The 19,723-nt window shown below is 69.6% G+C and carries 18 protein-coding genes; all 18 read left to right on the top strand.

Annotated features, from left to right (window positions below):
* Positions 1-3 precede the first annotated feature (3 nt).
* The 18 genes from lpxI (at position 4) to KQH53_06500 (ending at position 19,555) form a co-directional block, all read left to right on the top strand.
* Positions 4-831 carry a UDP-2,3-diacylglucosamine diphosphatase LpxI gene (gene lpxI, locus KQH53_06415; protein MCB2226296.1) on the top strand — a complete coding sequence of 276 codons (828 nt, stop codon included), beginning with the start codon at positions 4-6 and terminating at the stop codon, positions 829-831.
* Positions 828-1,835 (top strand): Gfo/Idh/MocA family oxidoreductase, encoded by a 1,008-nt coding sequence (locus KQH53_06420; protein ID MCB2226297.1) that lies wholly within the window; start codon positions 828-830, stop codon positions 1,833-1,835. Before lpxI ends, KQH53_06420 begins: the two co-directional genes overlap by 4 nt.
* Entirely contained in the window at positions 1,835-2,974 is a 1,140-nt protein-coding gene (lpxB, locus tag KQH53_06425; protein MCB2226298.1) for a lipid-A-disaccharide synthase, read from the top strand. Before KQH53_06420 ends, lpxB begins: the two co-directional genes overlap by 1 nt.
* A 59-nt stretch (positions 2,975-3,033) precedes the next feature.
* Positions 3,034-4,785, top strand: a complete 1,752-nt coding sequence (gene msbA / locus KQH53_06430) for a lipid A export permease/ATP-binding protein MsbA (GenBank protein ID MCB2226299.1) — start codon at positions 3,034-3,036, stop codon at positions 4,783-4,785.
* A gap of 4 nt (positions 4,786-4,789) precedes the next feature.
* Entirely contained in the window at positions 4,790-5,434 is a 645-nt protein-coding gene (locus KQH53_06435; GenBank protein MCB2226300.1) for a phosphatase PAP2 family protein, read from the top strand.
* Positions 5,431-7,185, top strand: coding sequence for a glycosyltransferase family 39 protein (locus KQH53_06440; GenBank protein ID MCB2226301.1), 1,755 nt, complete (start codon positions 5,431-5,433; stop codon positions 7,183-7,185). Before KQH53_06435 ends, KQH53_06440 begins: the two co-directional genes overlap by 4 nt.
* Positions 7,182-8,891 carry a glycosyltransferase family 39 protein gene (locus KQH53_06445; protein ID MCB2226302.1) on the top strand — a complete coding sequence of 570 codons (1,710 nt, stop codon included), beginning with the start codon at positions 7,182-7,184 and terminating at the stop codon, positions 8,889-8,891. The genes KQH53_06440 and KQH53_06445 overlap by 4 nt, the downstream gene beginning before the upstream one ends.
* 105 nt (positions 8,892-8,996) lie before the next feature.
* A complete protein-coding gene (locus KQH53_06450; protein MCB2226303.1) occupies positions 8,997-9,953 on the top strand; it encodes a glycosyltransferase in 957 nt (318 codons plus the stop codon).
* A gap of 2 nt (positions 9,954-9,955) precedes the next feature.
* A complete protein-coding gene (locus KQH53_06455; GenBank protein ID MCB2226304.1) occupies positions 9,956-10,891 on the top strand; it encodes a polysaccharide deacetylase family protein in 936 nt (311 codons plus the stop codon).
* A complete protein-coding gene (locus KQH53_06460) occupies positions 10,888-12,174 on the top strand; it encodes a 3-deoxy-D-manno-octulosonic acid transferase (protein ID MCB2226305.1) in 1,287 nt (428 codons plus the stop codon). Before KQH53_06455 ends, KQH53_06460 begins: the two co-directional genes overlap by 4 nt.
* On the top strand, positions 12,167-13,279 hold the full coding sequence (gene lpxK, locus KQH53_06465) for a tetraacyldisaccharide 4'-kinase (protein ID MCB2226306.1): 1,113 nt from the start codon (positions 12,167-12,169) through the stop codon (positions 13,277-13,279). The genes KQH53_06460 and lpxK overlap by 8 nt, the downstream gene beginning before the upstream one ends.
* Positions 13,276-14,181: a lysophospholipid acyltransferase family protein gene (locus KQH53_06470; GenBank protein MCB2226307.1), complete on the top strand. Its 906-nt coding sequence runs from the start codon at positions 13,276-13,278 to the stop codon at positions 14,179-14,181. The genes lpxK and KQH53_06470 overlap by 4 nt, the downstream gene beginning before the upstream one ends.
* Positions 14,178-15,245, top strand: coding sequence for a lipopolysaccharide heptosyltransferase II (waaF, locus tag KQH53_06475; GenBank protein ID MCB2226308.1), 1,068 nt, complete (start codon positions 14,178-14,180; stop codon positions 15,243-15,245). Before KQH53_06470 ends, waaF begins: the two co-directional genes overlap by 4 nt.
* A complete protein-coding gene (waaC, locus tag KQH53_06480) occupies positions 15,242-16,264 on the top strand; it encodes a lipopolysaccharide heptosyltransferase I (protein ID MCB2226309.1) in 1,023 nt (340 codons plus the stop codon). The genes waaF and waaC overlap by 4 nt, the downstream gene beginning before the upstream one ends.
* Before the next feature lie 3 nt (positions 16,265-16,267).
* Positions 16,268-17,227, top strand: coding sequence for an NAD-dependent epimerase/dehydratase family protein (locus KQH53_06485; protein MCB2226310.1), 960 nt, complete (start codon positions 16,268-16,270; stop codon positions 17,225-17,227).
* Positions 17,228-17,229: 2 nt separating this feature from the next.
* Positions 17,230-17,403: a Trm112 family protein gene (locus KQH53_06490; GenBank protein ID MCB2226311.1), complete on the top strand. Its 174-nt coding sequence runs from the start codon at positions 17,230-17,232 to the stop codon at positions 17,401-17,403.
* 2 nt (positions 17,404-17,405) lie between these two features.
* On the top strand, positions 17,406-18,470 hold the full coding sequence (gene rfaQ / locus KQH53_06495; GenBank protein ID MCB2226312.1) for a putative lipopolysaccharide heptosyltransferase III: 1,065 nt from the start codon (positions 17,406-17,408) through the stop codon (positions 18,468-18,470).
* Positions 18,471-18,472: 2 nt separating this feature from the next.
* A complete protein-coding gene (locus KQH53_06500) occupies positions 18,473-19,555 on the top strand; it encodes a glycosyltransferase family 4 protein (protein ID MCB2226313.1) in 1,083 nt (360 codons plus the stop codon).
* The last annotated feature ends 168 nt before the right edge of the window (positions 19,556-19,723 follow it).

Here is a 19,723-nt window from a genome sequence, read left to right on the forward strand (position 1 = left end):
GTTATGGCGGGTCGCACCATTGGATTAATCGCCGGCAAGAGCCAATTCCCCATCCTGTTTGCCCGGGCCGCCCGGGCCCAGGGCCACAAGGTGGTGGCCGTGGCCTTCAAGGGCGAAACCCTGCCCGAGCTGGAGGCCGAGGTGGACCAGCTCACCTGGGTGCAGCTGGGCCAGCTGGGCAAGCTCATGTCCGGGCTCACGGATTACGGCGTCACCCAGGCGGTGATGGCCGGCGGGGTCACCAAGCCGCGCATGTTCGACCTTCGGCCGGACCTCAAAGCCCTGGGGCTGATCAAGAAGATCCGCCACATGGCCGACGACGGCATCTTGCGCACCTTCGCCGCCTACCTGAGCGAGCACGGCATCGAGATTCTTCCCAGCCACGTGCTGGTGCCCGAGCTGTTGGCCAACGAGGGGCTCTATACCAAGCGCGGCCCCACCGAAGAAGAGAGCGAGGACATCGTGGTGGGCTGGCACGCGGCCGGCGAGCTGGGCCGCCTGGACATCGGCCAGTGCGTGGTGGTGCGGGGCAAGGCGGTAGTGGCGGTGGAGGCCATGGAAGGCACCGACGCCTGCATCCGCCGGGGGGGCGAACTGGCCCACGGCAAGGGCGCGGTGGTGGTCAAGCGTTGCAAGCCCAACCAGGACACCCGCTTCGATCTGCCCTCGGTGGGCGCGGACACGATTTCTGTAATGGCCGAGGCCGGGGCTTCCTGCCTGGTGGTGGAGTCCTGGCGCACCTTGTTTTTCGATCCCCAGGAGGCGGTCAAGCGGGCCGAGGCGGCCGGCATCTGCATCCTGGGCCGCGAGGCCGGGGAGGAAGGGGCATGAGCGCCCCCATCAAAGTAGCCGTGGTGGGAGTGGGCTATCTGGGCCGCTTCCATGCCGAGAAATTCGCCCGCCTGAGCCAGGCCGAGCTGGTGGGGGTGGTTGACGCCGATCAGGAGCGCGCCGAGTCCGTGGCCCGCAACGTGGGCTGCGCGGCCTACTCCGACTACCAGGAGCTTTTGGGCCGGGTGGACGCGGTGAGCGTGGTGACACCCACGGTGTATCACTACGAGGTGGCCAAGGCCTTCCTGAGCGCCGGGGCGGACGTCATGTGCGAAAAGCCCATGACCACCACCCTGGACGAGGCCGACGAACTGATCTCCCTGGCGGACAAGAACGGCCGCATCTTGCAGGTGGGCCATTTGGAGCGCTTCAACCCGGCGGTGGAGGGCATGTTCGCCCGCGCCGGACGCCCCATGTTCATCGAGGTCAACCGCATCGCGCCCTTCAAGGCCCGGGCCACGGACGTGGACGTCACCCTGGACTTGATGATCCACGACCTGGACATCATCCTGGCGGTGGTGGACGAGGAGCCGGTGGAGGTGCGGGCCAAGGGCGTGCCGGTGTTGGGCCCCCACGCCGACCTGGTCAACGCCCGCCTGGAGTTCCCCGGCGGCTGCGTGGCCAACCTCACGGCCAGCCGCCTGGCCCTGAAGGACGAGCGCAAGATGCGCCTGTTCCAGCCCGACGCCTATCTTGCCCTGGACTTCGCCAAGCGCAAACTCCTGGTGGTTTCCGGGGTGGAATACCGCCCCGGCAAGATCCCCAAGGTCAAGGCCGAGAGGCCCCGCTTCCCCAAGAGCGATCCTTTGGAAAAAGAGCTCAGCGCCTTTTTGGACTCGGTAGCCAACCGGAGCGAACCCCGGGTGGATGGCCGGGCCGGACGCCGCGCTCTGGCCTGCGCCATGAGCGTGCGGGCCTGCGTGGAGCAGGGGCTCTGCCAATACCAGGACATCCTGGCCGCCTCGCCCAAGTGGGTGGAGGCTCTCTCTACCGAGGAAGATTAATGGCCACGGGGCCATCGGTGGTCATGGTGGCCGGCGAGGCCAGCGGTGACCAGCACGCCGCCCGTCTGGCCATGGCCCTGCGCGAGCTGGCGCCGGGCCTGAGCCTGTCGGGCATCGGCGGCCCGGAGTTGGAGGCCGCGGGCGCCCACCTGCTGTCGCGCTCCGAGGACCTGGCCCTGGTGGGGGTGGCCGAGGTGCTGCCCAAGCTCCGGGTCATCCTGGGAGCGCTCAGGGGCCTCAAGCGGCACATGAAAAAGACCCGGCCCGATCTGGTGATCCTGGTGGACTTCCCGGACTTCAACTTCCGGGTGGGCAAGGCGGCCAAGAAGCTGGGCCTCAAGGTGCTCTACTACATCAGCCCCCAGGTCTGGGCCTGGCGTCCCAAGCGGGCCCGGAAGATGGCCTCCTTCGTGGAGCACCTGGCCTGCGTATTTCCCTTCGAGCCCGAGTTCTTCCGCCTGCACGCGCCGTTTCTGCCGGTGAGCTTCGTGGGGCATCCGCTTCTGGACGAGCCCGAGCCCGACCTCGGTGTGCCCCTGCCCGTGCCCGAGGAGGCCGAGCTGGTGGGCCTGTTGCCCGGCAGCCGCATGTCCGAGATCAGCCGTTTGCTTCCCCTGCTCTTGGCCGCGGCCAAGAAGCTCCAGGAGCGCCGCGAGGGGCTGCACTTCGTTTTGCCCCTGGCCCCGGGCCTCAGCCGCGAAAAGGTGGAGCCTTTTCTTAAGGACACCCCGCGCGGCCTGACCATTATTCCCGGCCGGGCGCGGCAGGTTATGGCCCAATCCAAGCTGCTCCTGGTGGCCTCGGGCACCGCCACCTTGCAGGCCGCCCTGGCGGGCACCCCGGGGGTGGTGGTATACAAGACCGGAGGCTTCAACTACTTGGTGGCGCGCTCCCTGATCAAGGTGGAGCACATCGCCATGCCCAATCTCATCGCCGGCCATCGCCTCCTGCCCGAGCTGATCCAGGGCGAGGCCACGGCCGAGAACCTGGCCGCCGAAGCCTATGAACTGCTGACCGATCAGGCCCGCCGCCGCCAGGTGCAAGAGGGCCTGGCCGAGGTGCGCCGCCGCCTGGGCGGACCGGGGGCCAACCGCCGCGTGGCCGAACTGGCCCTCGGCATGATGGAGGACAAGCACTAGTGGAAGACCGCGCCGCCAAACGAGCCCGCGACAAGAAGCACATCAAGCGGCTGTTGTCCATGGTGCGCCCCTACTGGAAGCGCCTGGCCGGGGCCATGGCCCTGATGGTGATCGTGGGGGCCGCCACCTCGGCCATGGCCTATCTGGTCAAGCCGGTGATGGACCAGATCTTCGTGGCTAAGAACCAGAACCTCCTGATGCTCTTGCCCATCGGCATCGTGGTGCTCTACGCGGTCAAGGGCGGGGCGGCCTATGGCCAGACCTACCTCATGCAATACGTGGGTCAGCGCATCGTCACCCAGTACCGCATCGATCTCTACGCCCATTTGCAGCGCCTGAGCCTGAGCTACTACGACCGCACGCCCACCGGCGAGTTGATGAGCCGCATCACTAACGACGTGAACCAGATGCAGGGCGCGGTCTCCAGCGTGGTCACCGGGGTGCTCAAGGATCTGTTCACCATCTTCGGGCTCATGGCGGTGATCATCTACCGCGACTGGTTCTTGGCCATCTTCGCCCTGGGGGTGTTCCCCCTGTGCGTGATTCCCCTGGTCAAGTTCGGCCGCCGGCTACGCAAGATTTCCCACCGCTCCCAGGAGACCATGTCCGATGTGACCGTGCTGTTGCACGAGACCATCGCCGGGGCGCGCATCGTCAAGGGCTTCTGCCGCGAGGACTACGAGACCCAGCGCTTCACCGACGAGGCTTTCCGTCTCTTCCGGCTGCGCATGAAGGACATCTCCACCCGCGCCCTGTCCAGCCCCACCATGGAGTTCCTGGGCGGCCTGGGCATCGCGGGCATCCTGTTCTACGGCGGCTGGCAGGTTATCCACGGCGTGTCCACGCCCGGCACCTTCTTCTCCTTTCTCACCGCCCTGATTCTGCTCTATGAGCCGGTCAAGCGGCTGAGCAACATGAACAACGACATTCAGAACGGCCTGGCGGCGGCCGAGCGGGTGTACCGCGTTTTGGATGAGCCGGTGGAGATCGACGAGAAGCCCGGCGCGGTGGAGCTGTCCCCGCTCAAAAGCGAGATCCGCTACGACAAGGTGAGCTTCTCCTACCGCCCCGACGAGCCGGTGCTCACGGAGGTGAACCTCACCGTGCCCAAGGGCCAGGTGCTGGCCCTGGTGGGCACCAGCGGCGGCGGCAAGACCACCCTGGTCAACCTGCTGCCCCGTTTCTACGAGGTCAGCGACGGAGCCATCCGCATCGACGGCGTGGATATCCGCGAGTGCAGCCTGACCAGCCTGCGCTCCCAGATCGCCATCGTGACCCAGCAGACCATCCTGTTCAATGACACCATCAAGAACAACATCGCCTACGGACGCCCCGGCGCCACGGAGCAGCAGGTGGCCGCCGCCGCCCAGGCGGCCTATGCCACCGGGTTCATCGAGCATCTGCCCAATGGCATGGACTCCATGATCGGCGAGAGCGGGGTGCTGCTCTCCGGCGGTGAGCGCCAGCGCCTTTCCATCGCGCGGGCTCTGTTGGCCGACCGGCCCATCCTCATCCTGGACGAGGCCACCAGCAGCCTGGACACCGAGAGCGAGATGCAGGTGCAAAAGGCCCTGGAGAACCTCATGGCCGGGCGCACCACCTTTGTGATCGCCCACCGGCTTTCCACCGTGCAGCGGGCCGACCGCATCCTGGTGGTCAGCGGCGGGCGCATCGTGGAGGAGGGGCGGCACGATGAGCTTCTGGCCATGGGTGGCGTGTACACCCGTTTGCACCGCATGCAGTTCGCGGTGGACCAGGGCCTGGAAACCGCTCCGGCTTCCACGACGGAGGCGGCCGGGGAGGGGAGCTAGGGCCATGCGGACCGTGTGGCTGCACCATGCCGAGCCCGCCGCGCTGGTGCGCCGGGGGATCGTCCTGGTGGCGGCCCTGGGGGCCATGGCCGGGGTGATGATCTGGGGCATGGACCAGCCGGTGCGCGAGGCCCTGGGCGCCTTCGGCAAAGGAACCTTCGGCCACGCCTGGGGCCAGGCCGCCTACTGGATGGGCCTGGGCGGCACCCAGATCGCGGCGGCGGTGCTGGTGATCCTGGCCGCCCTGGGCTGCAAGAACTTTCCTTGGCGCCGCCTGGGCCTGGACTGCCTCTACGCGGTGGTGGTGGCCGGTCTCTCCACCCAGGTGATCAAGCACATCGTGGGCCGGGCCCGGCCCCGCCTGAATCTTTCGCCCGCCGACATCATCGGCCCCACCTTTGACAGCGACTGGCACTCCTTCGTCTCGGGCCACGCGGCCACCAGCTTCGCCCTGGCGGCGGTGCTGGCCGCCCGCTGGCCCCACGGCGCGCCGGTGTTCTACACTCTGGCCGCCTTTATCGCGGCCGGGCGCATCATAAGCGGTTCGCACTACGCCTCGGACGTGCTGGGCGGCATGGCCCTGGGCTTGGCCGTGGGCTGGCTTTTGGTCATGCGGCGCAATTACCAGCTGGCGGAGGCGGCGCGATGAGCCCCAAGGCCCAGATCAAAGGCGCCTTGGCCTTGCTGATGGTGCTGGCCCTGGCGGCGGCGCTCTTGTTGGCTGGGCTGGGCGAGATTCCCCTCACCGATCGCGACGAGGGCGAGTACGCGGCGGCGGTGGCGGCCATGCGCGCTCAGGGCGACTGGCTGGTGCCCACCCTCAACGGCAAGCTCTATCTGGAAAAGCCCATCCTGGTCTATTGGGCCATGGCCGGCAGCCAGGCCATTATGGGCGACAACGAAATTGCGGCCCGGATGCCCTCGGCCCTGGCCGGGTTCCTGCTGGTGCTGGCCGTGGGCCTCGCCGTGTGGCGCGCCGGTGGCAGGGCCTCCCTGGGGGCCATGGCCGCGGCGGCCTTGGCCTTCAGCCCACTTTTTGTGCTGGTGTCTCGCGCCTGCCTCACCGACGCGCTCCTGAGCCTGTGGACCACCCTGTCCTTGCTCTGGGCCTGGCTGGCCCTGGAGCAGCCCGATGGCGAGGGGCGCAAATGGTGGCTCCTGGCCTGGGCCGCCCTAGGCCTGGGCTTCCTCACCAAGGGCCCGGTGGCCCTGGCCGTGGTGCTGCCGGCCGTGGGCATCTACGCCCTGGTGCAGGGGAGCTTGGTGCGCGCCCTCAAGGAAGCGCAGTGGCTTTGGGGGCTCGTCATCTTCCTGGCGATCAACCTGCCTTGGTACGGCCTGGTGTGGTGGAAGCTGGGCGACACCTTTATTGACGCCTTTTTCGTGAGCCAGAACCTGCGCCGCTTCTCCGAGACCCTGCTGGGCCACGGGGGAGGGCTGTTCTATTACTTGCCGGTGCTGTTCCTGGGGGCCTTCCCCTTTGCCGCCCTGGCCCTGCCCGAGCTGGGCCGCGCCCTGGGCCAGAACCCCCGTTCCCTGCGCCAAGAAGACCCCCTGGCGGCGCTGCACATGCTCGCGGCCATCGCCCTGCTGGTGGTGCTGGTGGTGTTCTCCCTGGCCGCCACCAAGCAGATCAACTACGTGCTGCCCGCCTTGCCCTTCCTGGCCGTGCTGGCCGGGTGCCAGCTGGACCGCATCCGCCGGGGCGAGATCGGCGGCCGTTTGGCCCGGCCGGTGTTTTGGGGCCTCTTGTGGCTGGGCGGGGGCATCCTGGTGGTGGCCCTGGCCGCGGTGCCCATCGGCCTGCCCCTGTTCTGGGGCAAGATCGAGGCCTCCATCCGCTTCGATTCCAGCGAGTATGCCTTGCCCCTGGCCGCACCGCGCATGATCCTGTGGCCCCTGTTGTCCGCGCTCATGGCGGGCGTGGCTACCTATGGCTTCACCTGGGCCTGGCGGCGGGGCCGGGGACGCGCGGCCGCCTGGTCCTTGGGCGCGGGGGCGGCGCTGTTCTGCGGGGTGGTGTTCCTGGGTCTGCTGCCCCAGGCCGCCGGGAGCATCCAGACCCCGGCCAAGGCGCTGGCCCTGGAGGTTCAGCGCCGGGTGGGGCCGGATGACGCCCTGGTCACCTTCGGCCTGTGGAAGCCCAGCCTGATCTACTACACCGGCCGCGAACTGCCCCGCTACAAGACCGACCAGCAGGCCGAGCTGGACAAGGCCCTGAGCGCGGCCAAGCCGGTGTACGTGTTGAGCCGGGCGCGTCTGCGCGGTAAATTGCAGACCAACCCCGCCTTCACCATGTTGAGCGAGCGGGAAGGTTATTTGCTGGGGGGCAACCCGGCCGCGGCCAGCTCCTGGCGCGGCGAGGCCCCCCCGCCGGTGGAGTCCGAGGAGACCAAGTGAAAGACCTGTGGTCAAATCCGGTGTGGCAGCGCCGCATCTATGTGCTGATCCTGCTGGCAGTGTGCGCGGCCCTGTTCTTCGGGCTGGGCGGCATGCGCGACCTGTGGGAGAGCGACGAGGCGCGCTACGCCGAGCTGGGCCGGGAGATGCTTAACTCGGGCTCCTTCAGCCACTGGGTCATTCCCCGCCTGGACTACGTGATCTACCTGGAAAAGCCGCCCCTGTACTACTGGCTCACCGCGCTCAGCTTCGCCATCTTCGGGGTGGGGGAGGCGGCCGCCCGCCTGGTGCCCGCATTTTTCGGCACCCTCAGTGTGCTCCTCGCCTTTTTCCTGGGCCGCGAGATGTGGGGCGAGGAACGGGCTGGCTTCTGGTCCGGCCTGGTCTTGGCCACCTCGCTGATGTTCTTCGCGCTCAGCCGGGTGATCCTGGTGGACATGGTGCTCTGCTTCGGGGTCATGCTGGCCGTGTGGGGGGCCTGGAGCCTGCGCGCCGGGCGGGGCTGGGGGCTCTACGCCTTTTGGGTGGGCTGCGCCATCGGCTTTTTGACCAAGGGCGTGTTGGGCCCGGGCTTGGCGGCCATGGCCGTGGTGCTTTTCGCGGCCCTGGCCCTGGAGTGGCGGCTGATCAAGGGCCTGCTGGATTGGCGGGGCCCGGCCTTGTTCGTGCTCATTTGCGCGCCCTGGGTCATCGCCGCCGGTCTCTTGCAAGACGGCTTCATCAAGTACTTCTTCTGGGACGAGCAGGTGGGGCGCTTGCTCACCACCAAGCACCACCGCTTCCAGCCCTGGTGGTTCTACTTCGCGCTGATTCCCGGGGCCTTCTTCCCCTGGATCGCCTTGCTGCCCTGGGCGGCCTGGCGCACCTTCCCCCGCCAACTCTGGCGCTCGCCCGAGGCGCGTCCCTGGCTGCTGTGCGCGGTGTGGTTCGTGGGCTACTTCGCCTTCCTCACCCTGTCCCGCTCCAAGATGATGCACTACGCCCTGCCCATGCTGCCGCCCCTGGCCCTGATCGTGGCGCGGCCCCTGAGCGGGGTGATGTCCTGGCCTCGGGGAGCCGCCGCTCCGGCCGGGCTACGGGCCAGCCTCACCGCTCTGGCCGGGCTGTGCCTGCTGGCCGGGCTGGCTCTGTTGGTGGTGCCGGCCACCAACCCGGACATCAGCTACGCCCAGGCCGGGCCTCTGCTCTTCGCGGGGCCCCTGGTGCTGGCCCTGGTGTCGTTGGGGGTGTGGCTGGTGCGCGGTCGGGCCTGGTCCGCGGCCTATGCCCCCCTGGCGGTGTTTCTGCTCCTGGTGCTGGGCGCGGCCCTGGCCGCCCCCACCCTGGACCGCTTCCGCTCGGTGGGGCCCCTGGTCAAGCCCATCGCCGCCCAGCTACGGCCCAGCGACCTGGTGGCCACCCTGGGCGACTACTGGCACGGCACGGCCTTTTACGCCAAACGCCGGGTGGCGGTGGTGGACAACTGGGGCGAACTGGACTTCGGACGCCGTTTGGCCCCCCCGGCCGAGCGCTCCCTGTGGTTCATGAAGGGTGACCAGTCCCTCTTGAAGCTCATGGGCGGCGACCGGCGGGTGTTCGTTATCGCCGAGACCCCCCGCTGGAAGAAGTTCCAGGCCCGAGCCCAGCGCGCGCCCAAGGCCCTGCCTCTGTTCGCCTGGGCCACCGTGGGCGACAAGACCCTGTTCTCCAACCGCCCCCCGAGCTAGGGTTGTTCCTAACTAACCGGGTACGCTTGATTTATCGCCCTTTGCCTGCCATAGTATAAGCCCGTGGGCCAAGGGCCCTTCTTTGATTGTTCAGGAGTAAGCGCCATGGCGGCCGAGACCCATACCCATCCCGAAATATCGGTGGTGATCCCCGTTTTCAACGAGGAGGACAACCTGGTGGAGCTGCACGCCCGCCTGGCCGCCACCCTCAACAACTTCGGCTCGTCCTGGGAGGTCATCTACGTCGACGACGGCTCCAAGGACGGCTCCTGGGAGCTGCTGAGCCGCATCCAGGCCCAGGACGCCCACGCCCGTTTGGTGCGCTTCAACCGCAACTACGGCCAGCACATGGCCATCTTCGCGGGCTTCGAGCGGGTCAAGGGCCAGGTGGTGGTCACCCTGGACGCGGATCTGCAAAACCCGCCCGAAGAGGTGCCCAAGCTGGTGGCCAAGCTGAACGAGGGCTACGACGTGGTCTCCGGCTGGCGGCAGAACCGCCACGACTCGGTGCTGCGCAAGATCCCCACCTGGATCGTGGCCAAGATGACCAGCCGGGTGGTGGGGGTGAACCTCAGGGACTACGGCTGCATGCTCCGGGCCTACCGCCGCGAGATCGTTCAGGCCATGTGCGCCTCCCAGGAGACCTCCTCCTACATCCCGGCCCTGGCCAACATCTACGCGGCCAGCGTGGCCGAGATTCCGGTGGCCCACGCCGAGCGGGCCGGGGGCGAGTCCAAGTACAGCATCTTCAAGCTCATCAAGCTCAACTTCGACCTGATGACCGGCTTCTCGGTATTGCCTATTCAGATGATCAGCGTCATGGGCGTGCTGGTGGCCCTGGTGGGGCTGGGCTTCGGCGTGTTCCTGTTCGTCAGGCGGCTCATCGTGGGGCCGGAGGTCGAGGGCGTCTTCACCCTGTTCGCCATCCTCTTCGTGTTCGTGGGCCTGCAAATCCTTGGCGTGGGGCTCATCGGCGAATATCTGGGCCGGGTCTACCGCGAGGTGCGCCGCCGGCCGCGCTTCGTCATCCGCGAGACCAAGGGCCCCGACTCCGAGGCCTGATCATGCCTTCCGGCCAGCTCCAGTCCGCCGAGGGCGCCACCCGTTTGGTGCTCAAGGTGGACATCGACACCAAGGTGGGTTTGTGCGAGGGAGTGCCCCGCCTCATGGACATTTTCGCCCGGGCGGGGGTCAAGGCCTCGGTCTACGTGGCCATGGGGCCGGACCACTCGGGCCGCGCCCTGGCCCGCCTGGTCAAACCCGGCTTCCTGCAAAAGCAGCTTCGCTCCGGCGCGGCCGGGGCCTACGGCGTCACCACCATGCTCTACGGCGTGGTGCTGCCCGGGCCCATCATCGCCGAGGCGGCCCCGCATCTGTTCCATGAGTTGATCGCGGCGGGCCACGAGGCCGGCCTGCACGGCTGGGACCACGTGTTCTGGCACGATCGTATGCGCCATCTGCCTCCCCAGCGCCTGCGCTCCCATCTGGGCCGGGCCTGGCGGTTATACAAGGAGATCACCGGCCAGGCGCCCACCACCTTTGCCTCGCCGGGCTGGCAGATCACCCCGGACGGCTTCTTGGCCCTGGCCACCATGGGCATCACCCACGCCTCCTGCACCCGGGGCGAGCGCCCCTTCCGGCCCGTGGTGCGCGGCCGCGTCTTGCCCTTGGTGGAGCTGCCCACCACCATGCCCACCCTGGACGAGGTCCTGGGCCGGAACGGCGTGACCCTGGAGAGCGCGGCGGCCACCCTGGCCCAGCAGGTGCGCCCCGGCGAGCTCAACGTCTTCACCCTGCACGGCGAGGTGGAGGGCAGGGCGCAGGCCCCGGTGCTCGGCGAGCTTATCAGCCGCTTGCAGGACCAGGGCGTGGTTTTCCAGCGCCTGGTGGACGCGGCCCATGAGGCCTTGGCCGGGCCGCTGCCCGCCGGGGACATCCGCTGGGGCACGGTGGAAGGCCGGGCCGGAGAGCTGGCCTTTGCCGCCGGGGGCGCGGTGTGAAGCGCGCCCTCTATAGCACCGCCCTGGGTCTGGGGACCATCGCCGCCGCGCCCTTTATCGCCGCCCGGCTGACCCGCCCCGCCAAGCGCGCGGCCACCCTGGCCCGCCTGGGCCTGGGGCCGCTCTGCCGCCCGCCCCGTTTGTCACCCGGCGGCATCTGGCTGCACGCCTTGAGCGTGGGCGAGACCGCCTCGGCCCTGCCCCTGGTGGCCGGGCTGCGGGACCACTTCCCGGAAAAACCAATCGCCTTTTCCAGCGGCACCGGCCAGGGCCTGGCCACGGCGCAAGACATGGTGGGCGATAAGGCCGACGCCTTGTTCATACGCCCCTTGGAGCTGCCCTGGGCCTTGGGACCGGTGCTGAACGCCCTGCGCCCCGGCCTGGCCATTCTGGTGGAGGGCGACCTCTGGCCCGGCTGGCAGTGGTCCCTGGCCGCGCGGGGGGCGCGCCGCCTCTTGGTAAACGGCCGGGTGAGTCCGCGCACCCTGCGGGGATACCGCCGCATGGGCGGCCTGGCCCGCGAGCTGTTCCGGGGCTTCGACCTAGTGCTCATGCAGACCCCCACGGACCGCGAGCGCCTGCTCTCGGTGGGCGTGGAGCCCGCCAAGGTGCGGGTGGCAGGCAACCTCAAGTTCGACAGCGCCCCGGCTCAGCTGGGCGAGACCGGGCGCGCGGCCCTGGCCGAGGAGTTGGGCCTGGGCGGACGCATGGTGCTGGTGGCCGGCTCTACCCACGCGGGCGAGGATGAGGCCTGTTTGGACGCCTTTACCCAGCTGCGCGGGGCGCATCCCGGCCTGGCCCTGCTCATCGCGCCCCGCGAGGTGGAGCGGGGCGGGGCGGTGGCTCGCCTGGCTGAGGCGCGGGGCCTGAGCGTGGCCCGGGTGTCCCAAGGCATTAATCCGGGCGCGGACGTGGTGGTGCTGGACGTTCTGGGCAAGCTGGCCCCAGCCTATGCCCTGGGGGTGGCCGGTTTCGTGGGCGGCTCCCTGACCCCCATAGGCGGGCACAACCTGCTGGAGCCCGCCGCCCAGGGCGTGCCGGTGATCTTCGGCCCGCACACCCACAACTTCCTGGAGATGGCCCGCGATTTGGAGGCGGCCGGAGGCGGGATGCGCGTGGGCACCGGCGCGGAGCTGGGCGCGGTGTGGGCCCGCCTGCTGGACGACCCATCCGAGGCGGGGCGCATCGGCGCGGCGGCCCTGGATTTCGTGGCAGCCCACCGGGGCGCGGTGGGCCGCGCGGTGGAAGCGGCGGAGGAGCTTTTGGAGGGCGCGCGTGGCTAAGGGCTACGAGGCCCTGTGGCGCCGGGTGGAGAGCGGCGAGCCCGGCCCGGCCTGGCTCAGCGCCCTGCGCGGCGCGGCCACGGCGGCCAGCTGGCTCTACGCGGCCGGGGCCTGGCTGGACCACACCAGCTACGACTTGGGCCTGCGTCCGGTCAAGCGCCTGCCCGTGCCGGTGATCGGGGTGGGCAACCTGGCCGTGGGCGGCACGGGCAAGACCCCTCTGGTCATGGCCGTGGTGCAGGCCCTGGAATCGCTGGGCCTGCCCGCCGGGGTGATAAGCCGGGGCTATGGCCGCAAGGAATCCAAGCCTCTGTTGGTCAGCGACGGCGAAACGATCATGGCCGATGCTGCCGAAGCGGGCGACGAGCCGCTGCTTTTGGCTCGGCGGCTGGGCGCGCCGGTGGCCGTGGGCGCGGAGCGCTACGCGGCGGGCCTATTGCTTCTGGAGCGTTGCGGGCAACGGGTGCTGGTGGGCGACGATCTTTTCCAGCACCGGGGGCTGCACCGCGATCTGAACCTGCTGGCCCTGGACGCGTCCGACCCCCTGGCGGGCGGGCATCTGCTGCCCCGGGGGCGTCTGCGCGAACCGGCCAACGCCCTGGCTCGGGCCGACGCGGTGGTGCTCACCCGCGCGGCCGACGCGGAGCAGGGCAGGCTGGCCGCCGAGCGCCTGGCCTGGCGCCTGGAGGGTAAGCCGGTCTTGAGCTGCGCCCACGTGATCACCGGCCTGGAGAACGCCCTGGATGCCGGCCCCGCGCCCGAGGACTGGCAGGGCGCTCCGGTGCTGGCCTTTTGCGGCCTGGCCAATCCGGCCAGCTTTCATGCGGCCCTGCGCGAGGCCGGGCTCACCGTGCTGGAGCTCAAGTCCTTTGGCGACCACCACCGTTTCGCGCCCGAGGAGATCAGCAACTTGTGGGACCGGGCGGCCACCCTGTCGGCCCGGGCCCTGGTGTGCTCGGGCAAGGACGCGGTGCGCCTGCCCGCCGAGCTGCCGCCGGACGCGGCCATTTGGAGCACCCGTTTGGGCCTCAAGTTCCACGACGGCCCCGAGGCCCTGGCCGGGCTCTTGGCCCGCTCCCTGGCCCAATGGGAGCCCGCGTCGTGAGCGCGGTAGACGCGGCCCTCAAGGGCGCGGTGTGGGGCCTGTCCCTGGCTCCCCTGGGGCTCAGCCGGGCGGTGGGGCGCGGCTTGGGCCGCCTGGCCCGGAGCCTGGACAGCCGCCACCGCGAGATCGTTCAGCGCAACCTGAGCGCTTCCTTCCCCGAGAAAGACCCCGCCTGGATAGAGCAGACCGGGCGCGAAGTGTTCGAGCACGTGGCCCAGGTGGCCGCCGAGATACCCCACCTGGTGCGCCTTAGCCCCCAGCAAATCGCGGCCCAGTGCCGCTTCCACGGCCTGGACAACGTGCACCACGCCTTGGAAAGGGGCAAGGGCCTGATCACGCTCACCGGGCACTTCGGCAACTGGGAGTGGGCCAACGTGGCCGGGGCGGTGGCCCTGGGCCAAGGGGCGCTCATCGTGGCCCGGCCCATCGACTGGCCCCCGGCCGACCGCTTGGTCAACGGCTGGCGCACCAGGGGCTCCAACAGCGAGGTGGTGCCCAAGAACAACTCGGCGCGGGCCCTGTTGCGCGGGCTCAAGCAGAACCGCATGTTGGGGCTGTTGCTGGACCAGAACGTGGACTGGTATGACGGCGAGTGGGTGGATTTCTTTGGCCGCCCGGCGTGCAGCAACAAGGGCATGGCCCTGTTGGCCCGCTCCACCGAGGCGCCGGTGCTGCCTTTCTACAATTGGCGGGCCGAGGACGGCAAGTTCGAGGTGTTCTTCGGCGAGGAAATCCCCCTGGTCAAAACCGCCGACAAGACCAAGGACATCTGGGTCAACACCCAGAACTACACCAAGGCGCTGGAGGAGATCATCCGCCAGAAGCCCGCCCAGTGGTTCTGGTTGCACCAACGCTGGAAGACGCGGCCCTATCACCACTGGCCCCGGGAGCCCAAGAAATGAGGCCCCTGGACGCGAGCGCGCCGGGGCGCATTTTGGTGCGGGCCACCAACTGGGTGGGCGACGCGGTGATGACCCTGCCCGCCCTGGCCGCGTTGCACGAGGCCTGCCCCCAAGCCGAGATCGAGGTGCTGGCCCGGCCCTGGGCCAGCGCGGTGTACGCCGCCGCGCCGGGGGTGAGCCGGGTGCTGGCCTATGACAAGAGCGGGCCGCACGCCGGGGCTGGGGGTCTGCTGCGCCTGGCCGGGGAGCTCCGCGCCCGGCGCTACGACTGGGCGGTGCTGTTTCAGAACGCCTTCGAGGCCGCGCTCCTGGCCTGGCTGGCCCGCATTCCGGTGCGCCTGGGATATGCCCGCGACGGCCGGGGGATGCTTCTGACCCATGCGGTCAAGCTTTCGCCCGAGCTCAGGCGGGTGCACGAGACCTCGTACTATCTGCACATCCTGCGCGCGGCCGGGCTGCTGGCCACGGACCCGCCTCCTGGGGGCGTGACCCCGCGCCTATCCCTGCGCGAGGCGGACCAGGCCTGGGCCGATGATTTCCTGGCCGCCAAGGGCCTGACCGGCGCGCGCCTGATGGGCATCGCGCCGGGCGCGGCTTTCGGCCCGGCCAAGATGTGGCCCGCCGAGCGCTTTGCTCAGGCGGCCCGCCTGCTGGGCGACACCTGCGACGCGGTGGTGCTCTTCGGCGGCAAGGGCGAGGCCCCGGCCTGCGCGGAGGTGGCCGAGGGCCTGCCGGGCGCGCGAGTGCTGGACCTGGCCGGGGCCACCGAGCTGGGCCAGGCCTTGGCCCTGCTGGCGCGGGTGGAGCTGTTCGTCACCAACGACAGCGGGCTGATGCACGCCGCCGCCGCCCTGGGGCGGCCCACGGTGGCGGTGTTCGGCTCCACCAACCCGGTGACCACCGGCCCCCTGGGGCCGCGCGCCGCCCTGGTGCGGGGCCGCGCCGAGTGCGCCCCTTGCCTAAAGCCCGAGTGCGAGCGGGGCGACCTGGCCTGCTTCACCTCGGTGGCGCCCGGCGCGGTGGTGGCCGCGGCCCGGGAGCTGTTGGAAGGGGGCGTGGCGTGAAGGTGCTCATCGTCAAGCTCTCGGCCCTGGGAGATGTGGTGCAATCGCTGCCCGTGGCCATGGCCATCAAACGCCAGATGCCCGAGGCGCAAGTGGATTGGCTGGTGGAGCGGCCTTCGGCGGGCATCCTGGCCGGGCACCCGGCCTTGGAGCGAATTTTGGTGAGCCCGCGCCACGAGATGGCCGAGGCCGAGGGCCTGCCCCTGAACCCGCTGAGCCGCTTCGGCCGCGAGCTGCGCTCGGTGCGTTACGACGCGGTGCTCGACTTGCAGGGCCTAATGAAAAGTGCTATCTGTGTGGCCTTGAGCCGGGCGGAGCGCAAGATCGGCTGGCGGGGCGGCAAGGAGCCCCTGGCCGGCCTGGCCTACAAGGAGCGCCTGGCCCCCTTTGATCCCGACCGGCCCGCCCTGGAGCGCTACCTGGACATGCTGGAGCCCCTGGGCCTGGAGCGGCCGGCCCAGATCGAGTTCGGCCTGTCGCCCAACCCCGGTGAATTGGTGCGGGCCCGCGAGCTGGCGCCCGTGGGCGAGGGCCCCCTGGTGGTGCTGCACCCCATGGCCAAGTGGGACTCCAAGCTGTGGCCCCTGGCCAATTGGGTGGAGCTGGCCAAGCTGCTGGGCGCGGCTGGCTGCCGTTTGGCCATCAGCGGCTCGGGCGAGGACCGGAAGGTGGGCGAGTTCATCGCCTCGCGGGCCGGGCTGGAGACGCGCCTCAATGACCTCTGCGGCCGCACCAATTTGCGCGAGCTGGCCGCGCTGCTCTCCCTGGCCGACGCGGTGGTGAGCACCGACACCGGGGTGATGCACCTGGCCGCGGCCATGGGCGCCAAGGTGGCGGCCCTGTTCGGCCCCACCGCCCCCTGGCGCACGGGCCCCTACGGCAGCGGCCACCGGGTGCTCACCTCGGGCGTGGAGTGCAGCCCCTGTTTCGAGCGCTTTTGCGCCGAGCCCCGCTGCATGGAAGGCATAACTCCCACCCAAGCGGCCGAGGCCGCTCTGGGCCTGGTTGGCGAAGGATAAAGCATGAACTACCTGGTCACCGGCGCGGCGGGCTTCATCGGCTCCCGGCTGTGCGAGCGGCTCCTGGAACAGGGGCACACCGTCAGGGGCATCGACTGCTTCACCGACTATTATCCCCGTCCGCTCAAGGAAGCCAACCTGGCGGGCTTGCGCGGCCGCCAGGGCTTCGAGCTGGTCGAGGCGGACATCATGGCCGTGGAGCCCGGCGAGCTGCTGGCGGGCATCGAGGTGGCGGTTCATCTGGCCGCTCAGGCCGGGGTGCGCCGTTCCTGGGGCGAGAACTTCGCCATCTACACCCACAACAATCTGCTGACCACCCAGCGCCTGCTGGAAACCGCCAAGACCTCGGGTCTGAAGCGCCTGGTCTACGCCAGCTCCTCCAGCGTGTACGGCGACACCCAGGACCTGCCTATGCGCGAGACCAGCGCCTGCTGGCCGGTGTCGCCCTATGGGGTGAGCAAGTTGGCCGCCGAGCACATGTGCGGCCTGTACTACAAGAACTTCGGGGTGGACACCGCCTCGTTGCGCTATTTCACGGTCTACGGCCCCCGCCAGCGGCCGGACATGGCCTTCCACCGCTTCATCCGCGCGCTGATCGAAGGCGGCACCATCCGCCTGTTCGGCGACGGCGAGCAGTCGCGCGACTTCACCTTCGTGGACGACGTGGTGGCCGCCACCATCGCCGCCGCCACCGCGCCCGGTGCGGCGGGCCAGGTGTTCAACGTAGGCGGCGGTTCGCGGGTGAGCGTGAACCAGGTCATCGCCATGCTGGAGGACATCACCGGCGAGGACGCCAAGGTGGAGCGCCTGGCGGTGGCCAAGGGCGACGTGCGCGACACCGAGGCCGACTGCTCCAAGGCCCGCGAGATCCTGGGCTACGTTCCCTCGGTGAGCCTGGCCCAGGGCCTGGCCGCGGAGACCAAGTGGGTTCAGGAAAATCTCAAACTCTTGCAGGAGGTGTGAGCATGGCCCTTAGCCCGGAGCTGTTGGAAATCCTGGCCTGCCCCCAGTGCAAAGGGCCGGTGGAGCCCACCCCGGACCAGGCCTGGCTGGTCTGCCGCGCCTGCGGCCTGCGCTATCCCGTGCAAGACGACATCCCGGTGATGCTGCCCGAAGAGGCCTCCCCCCTGGAAGATTGAGCATGGCGCTAATCCAACCAGCTCCCCGCCGGGCCCTGGTGATCAAGCTGGGGCACATCGGCGACGTGCTGGTGGCCTCGCCGGTGGCCACGGCCCTCAAGGAGGCCTGGCCCGGGCTGGCCGTGCACATGCTGGTCAACCAGGGCACCGAGGCCATGGTGGAGCACAACCCCCTCATCGACAAGGTGCTGGTGCTCAAGCGGGAACATGTGTCGCGCCTGGCCGAGCTGGCCTGGCAGGCCGGTTTCCTGGCCGCCTTGCGCTCCACCCACTACGACCTGGCCCTGGAGCTGGCCGAGGGCGACCGGGGGGCCTTTTTGGCCTGGATCAGCGGAGCGCCCACCCGGGTGGGTTTCCGGCCCAAAAAGCCGCGCCTGCGGGGACGGGCCTTCACCCATCTGGCCCCGCGCTGGGACGATGAGCACCACATGGTTCAGGCTTTCCTGCGCCAGGTGGAGGCGCTGGGCATCACGCCGAAGGACACGGCGCTCAAGTTCGAGCCCGGGGCCGAGGCCCGGGCCAAAACCAACCAGCTGCTGGACCAGGCCGGAATAGGGCAGGGCGAGTACGCCCTGGTGCACCCCACCTCGCGCTGGATGTTCAAGTCCTGGACGCCCGAGGGCAACGCCGGGCTCATCGCCCATCTGGCGGCCCAGGGGCTCAAGGTGGTGCTCACCACCGGGCCGGACGCCAAGGAGCTGGAGCTGGTGGGGCGCATCAAGGCCCTGACCCCGCCCGAGGCCATAAGCTTGGACCTGAGCGGCCAGCTGGACCTGTACGTCTTGGGCGGGCTCATCGCTTCGGCGCGGCTCTTCGCGGGCGTGGACAGCGCGCCCATGCACATGGCAGCCGCGCTCCAGGTGCCGGTGCTGACCATGTTCGGGCCCTCGGGCGAGGCGATGTGGGGCCCCTGGCACTGCCCGGCCGAGGTGCTGGTGGGCGACTGCCCCGACCATCCCTGCGGCCGCGACGGCTGCCAGGGCAGCAAGAAGAGCCGCTGCTTGGAAGAGATGCCTTTGGAGCGCGTTACCCAGGCGGCGGACCGCCTTTTGGCCGGGACGGCCTGACCATGCGTTTGGGGCTGATCCGCTACAAATACGACCTCACCGGCGGGGCCGAGCGGGTGCTGGGGCTCTTGGCCCGGGGCCTGGTGGCCCGGGGGCACGAGGTGCACGTGGTGGCCTCGGCCTGGCAGGGCGAGCCGCCCGAGGGCGTGGAGCTGCACCAGGTGGCCCCGGCCCAGCCCACGCCCTGGGCTCAAGCGGCGCTAAAGAGCGCGCAAGGCTTGGGCCTGGACTCCTTCCTGAGCATGGAGCGGGTGCCGGGCAGCCCGGTGTTCCGGGCCGGCGACGGGGTGCACGCCGCCTGGCTGGAGCGCCGCGCGCCCTACGAGGGGCGGCTCAAGCGCCTGAGCTTCGGCCTGAACCCCAAGCACCGCGCCCTGTTGGATTTGGAGCGCCGCACCCTGGCCGCGCCCCAGTTGCGCTGGGTCATCGCCATCAGCCGGATGGTGGCCCAGGAGCTTCAGCGCTTCTATCAAGTCCCTGAAAACAAGCTCAGGGTGATCTACAACGCGGTGGACGAGGCGGAGCTGGCCCCTGCCCGCGAGGCGGCCTTTAGGGAGCAGGCCCGCACGGAGCTGGGCCTGGAGCCCGGCCGGCCCGCGCTGTTGTTCCTGGGCTCGGGCTGGGAGCGCAAGGGCCTGGAGTTCGCCCTGGCCGCCCTGGCCAAGGTGCCGGACGCCGTGCTCATGATCGCGGGGCGCGACAAGCCAGCCGCCTGGCAGGCCAAGGCCGCCAAGCTGGGGGTGGGAGAGCGGGCCCGCTTTTTGGGTTTGCAAGCCAAAGTGGCCCCCTTGCTGGCCGCGGCCGACGCCCTGGTGCTGCCCACCATCTACGATCCTTGCTCCATCGCCTGCCTGGAGGCATTGGCCACCGGCACCCCGGTGGTGACCACCCGCGCGGCCGGGGCCAGCGAGCTGGTGGAGGAGGGACTCAGCGGCGCGGTGGTTCCGGCGGCCAAGGAAGTGGACGCCCTGGCCCAGGCCTGCCGCAAGGCCCTGGGCCTGGCCAAGGGCTTTGCCTCGCCGGTGCCCGGCCAGGCCGCCTGGCTGGACCAGACCATGGCCCTGATCGAGGATGCGGCTCTTTGAAGCGGCCTATGCAAATTAAAGTAAATTATTAAATAAACAAAAGAATAAACCATAATTACTAAATAAATAGCGTCATTGCTTCCGCCTTTCCGGCCCATGCTTGCCGCCAAGCCGCGCCGCTGCCCCACCTAAGGCCCGGATGCGCCCTCCGCGCGGCCGCCATGGATA

It is taken from the genome of Desulfarculaceae bacterium, assembly GCA_020444545.1.
In the GTDB taxonomy this organism is placed as follows: Bacteria; Desulfobacterota; Desulfarculia; order Desulfarculales; family Desulfarculaceae; genus Desulfoferula.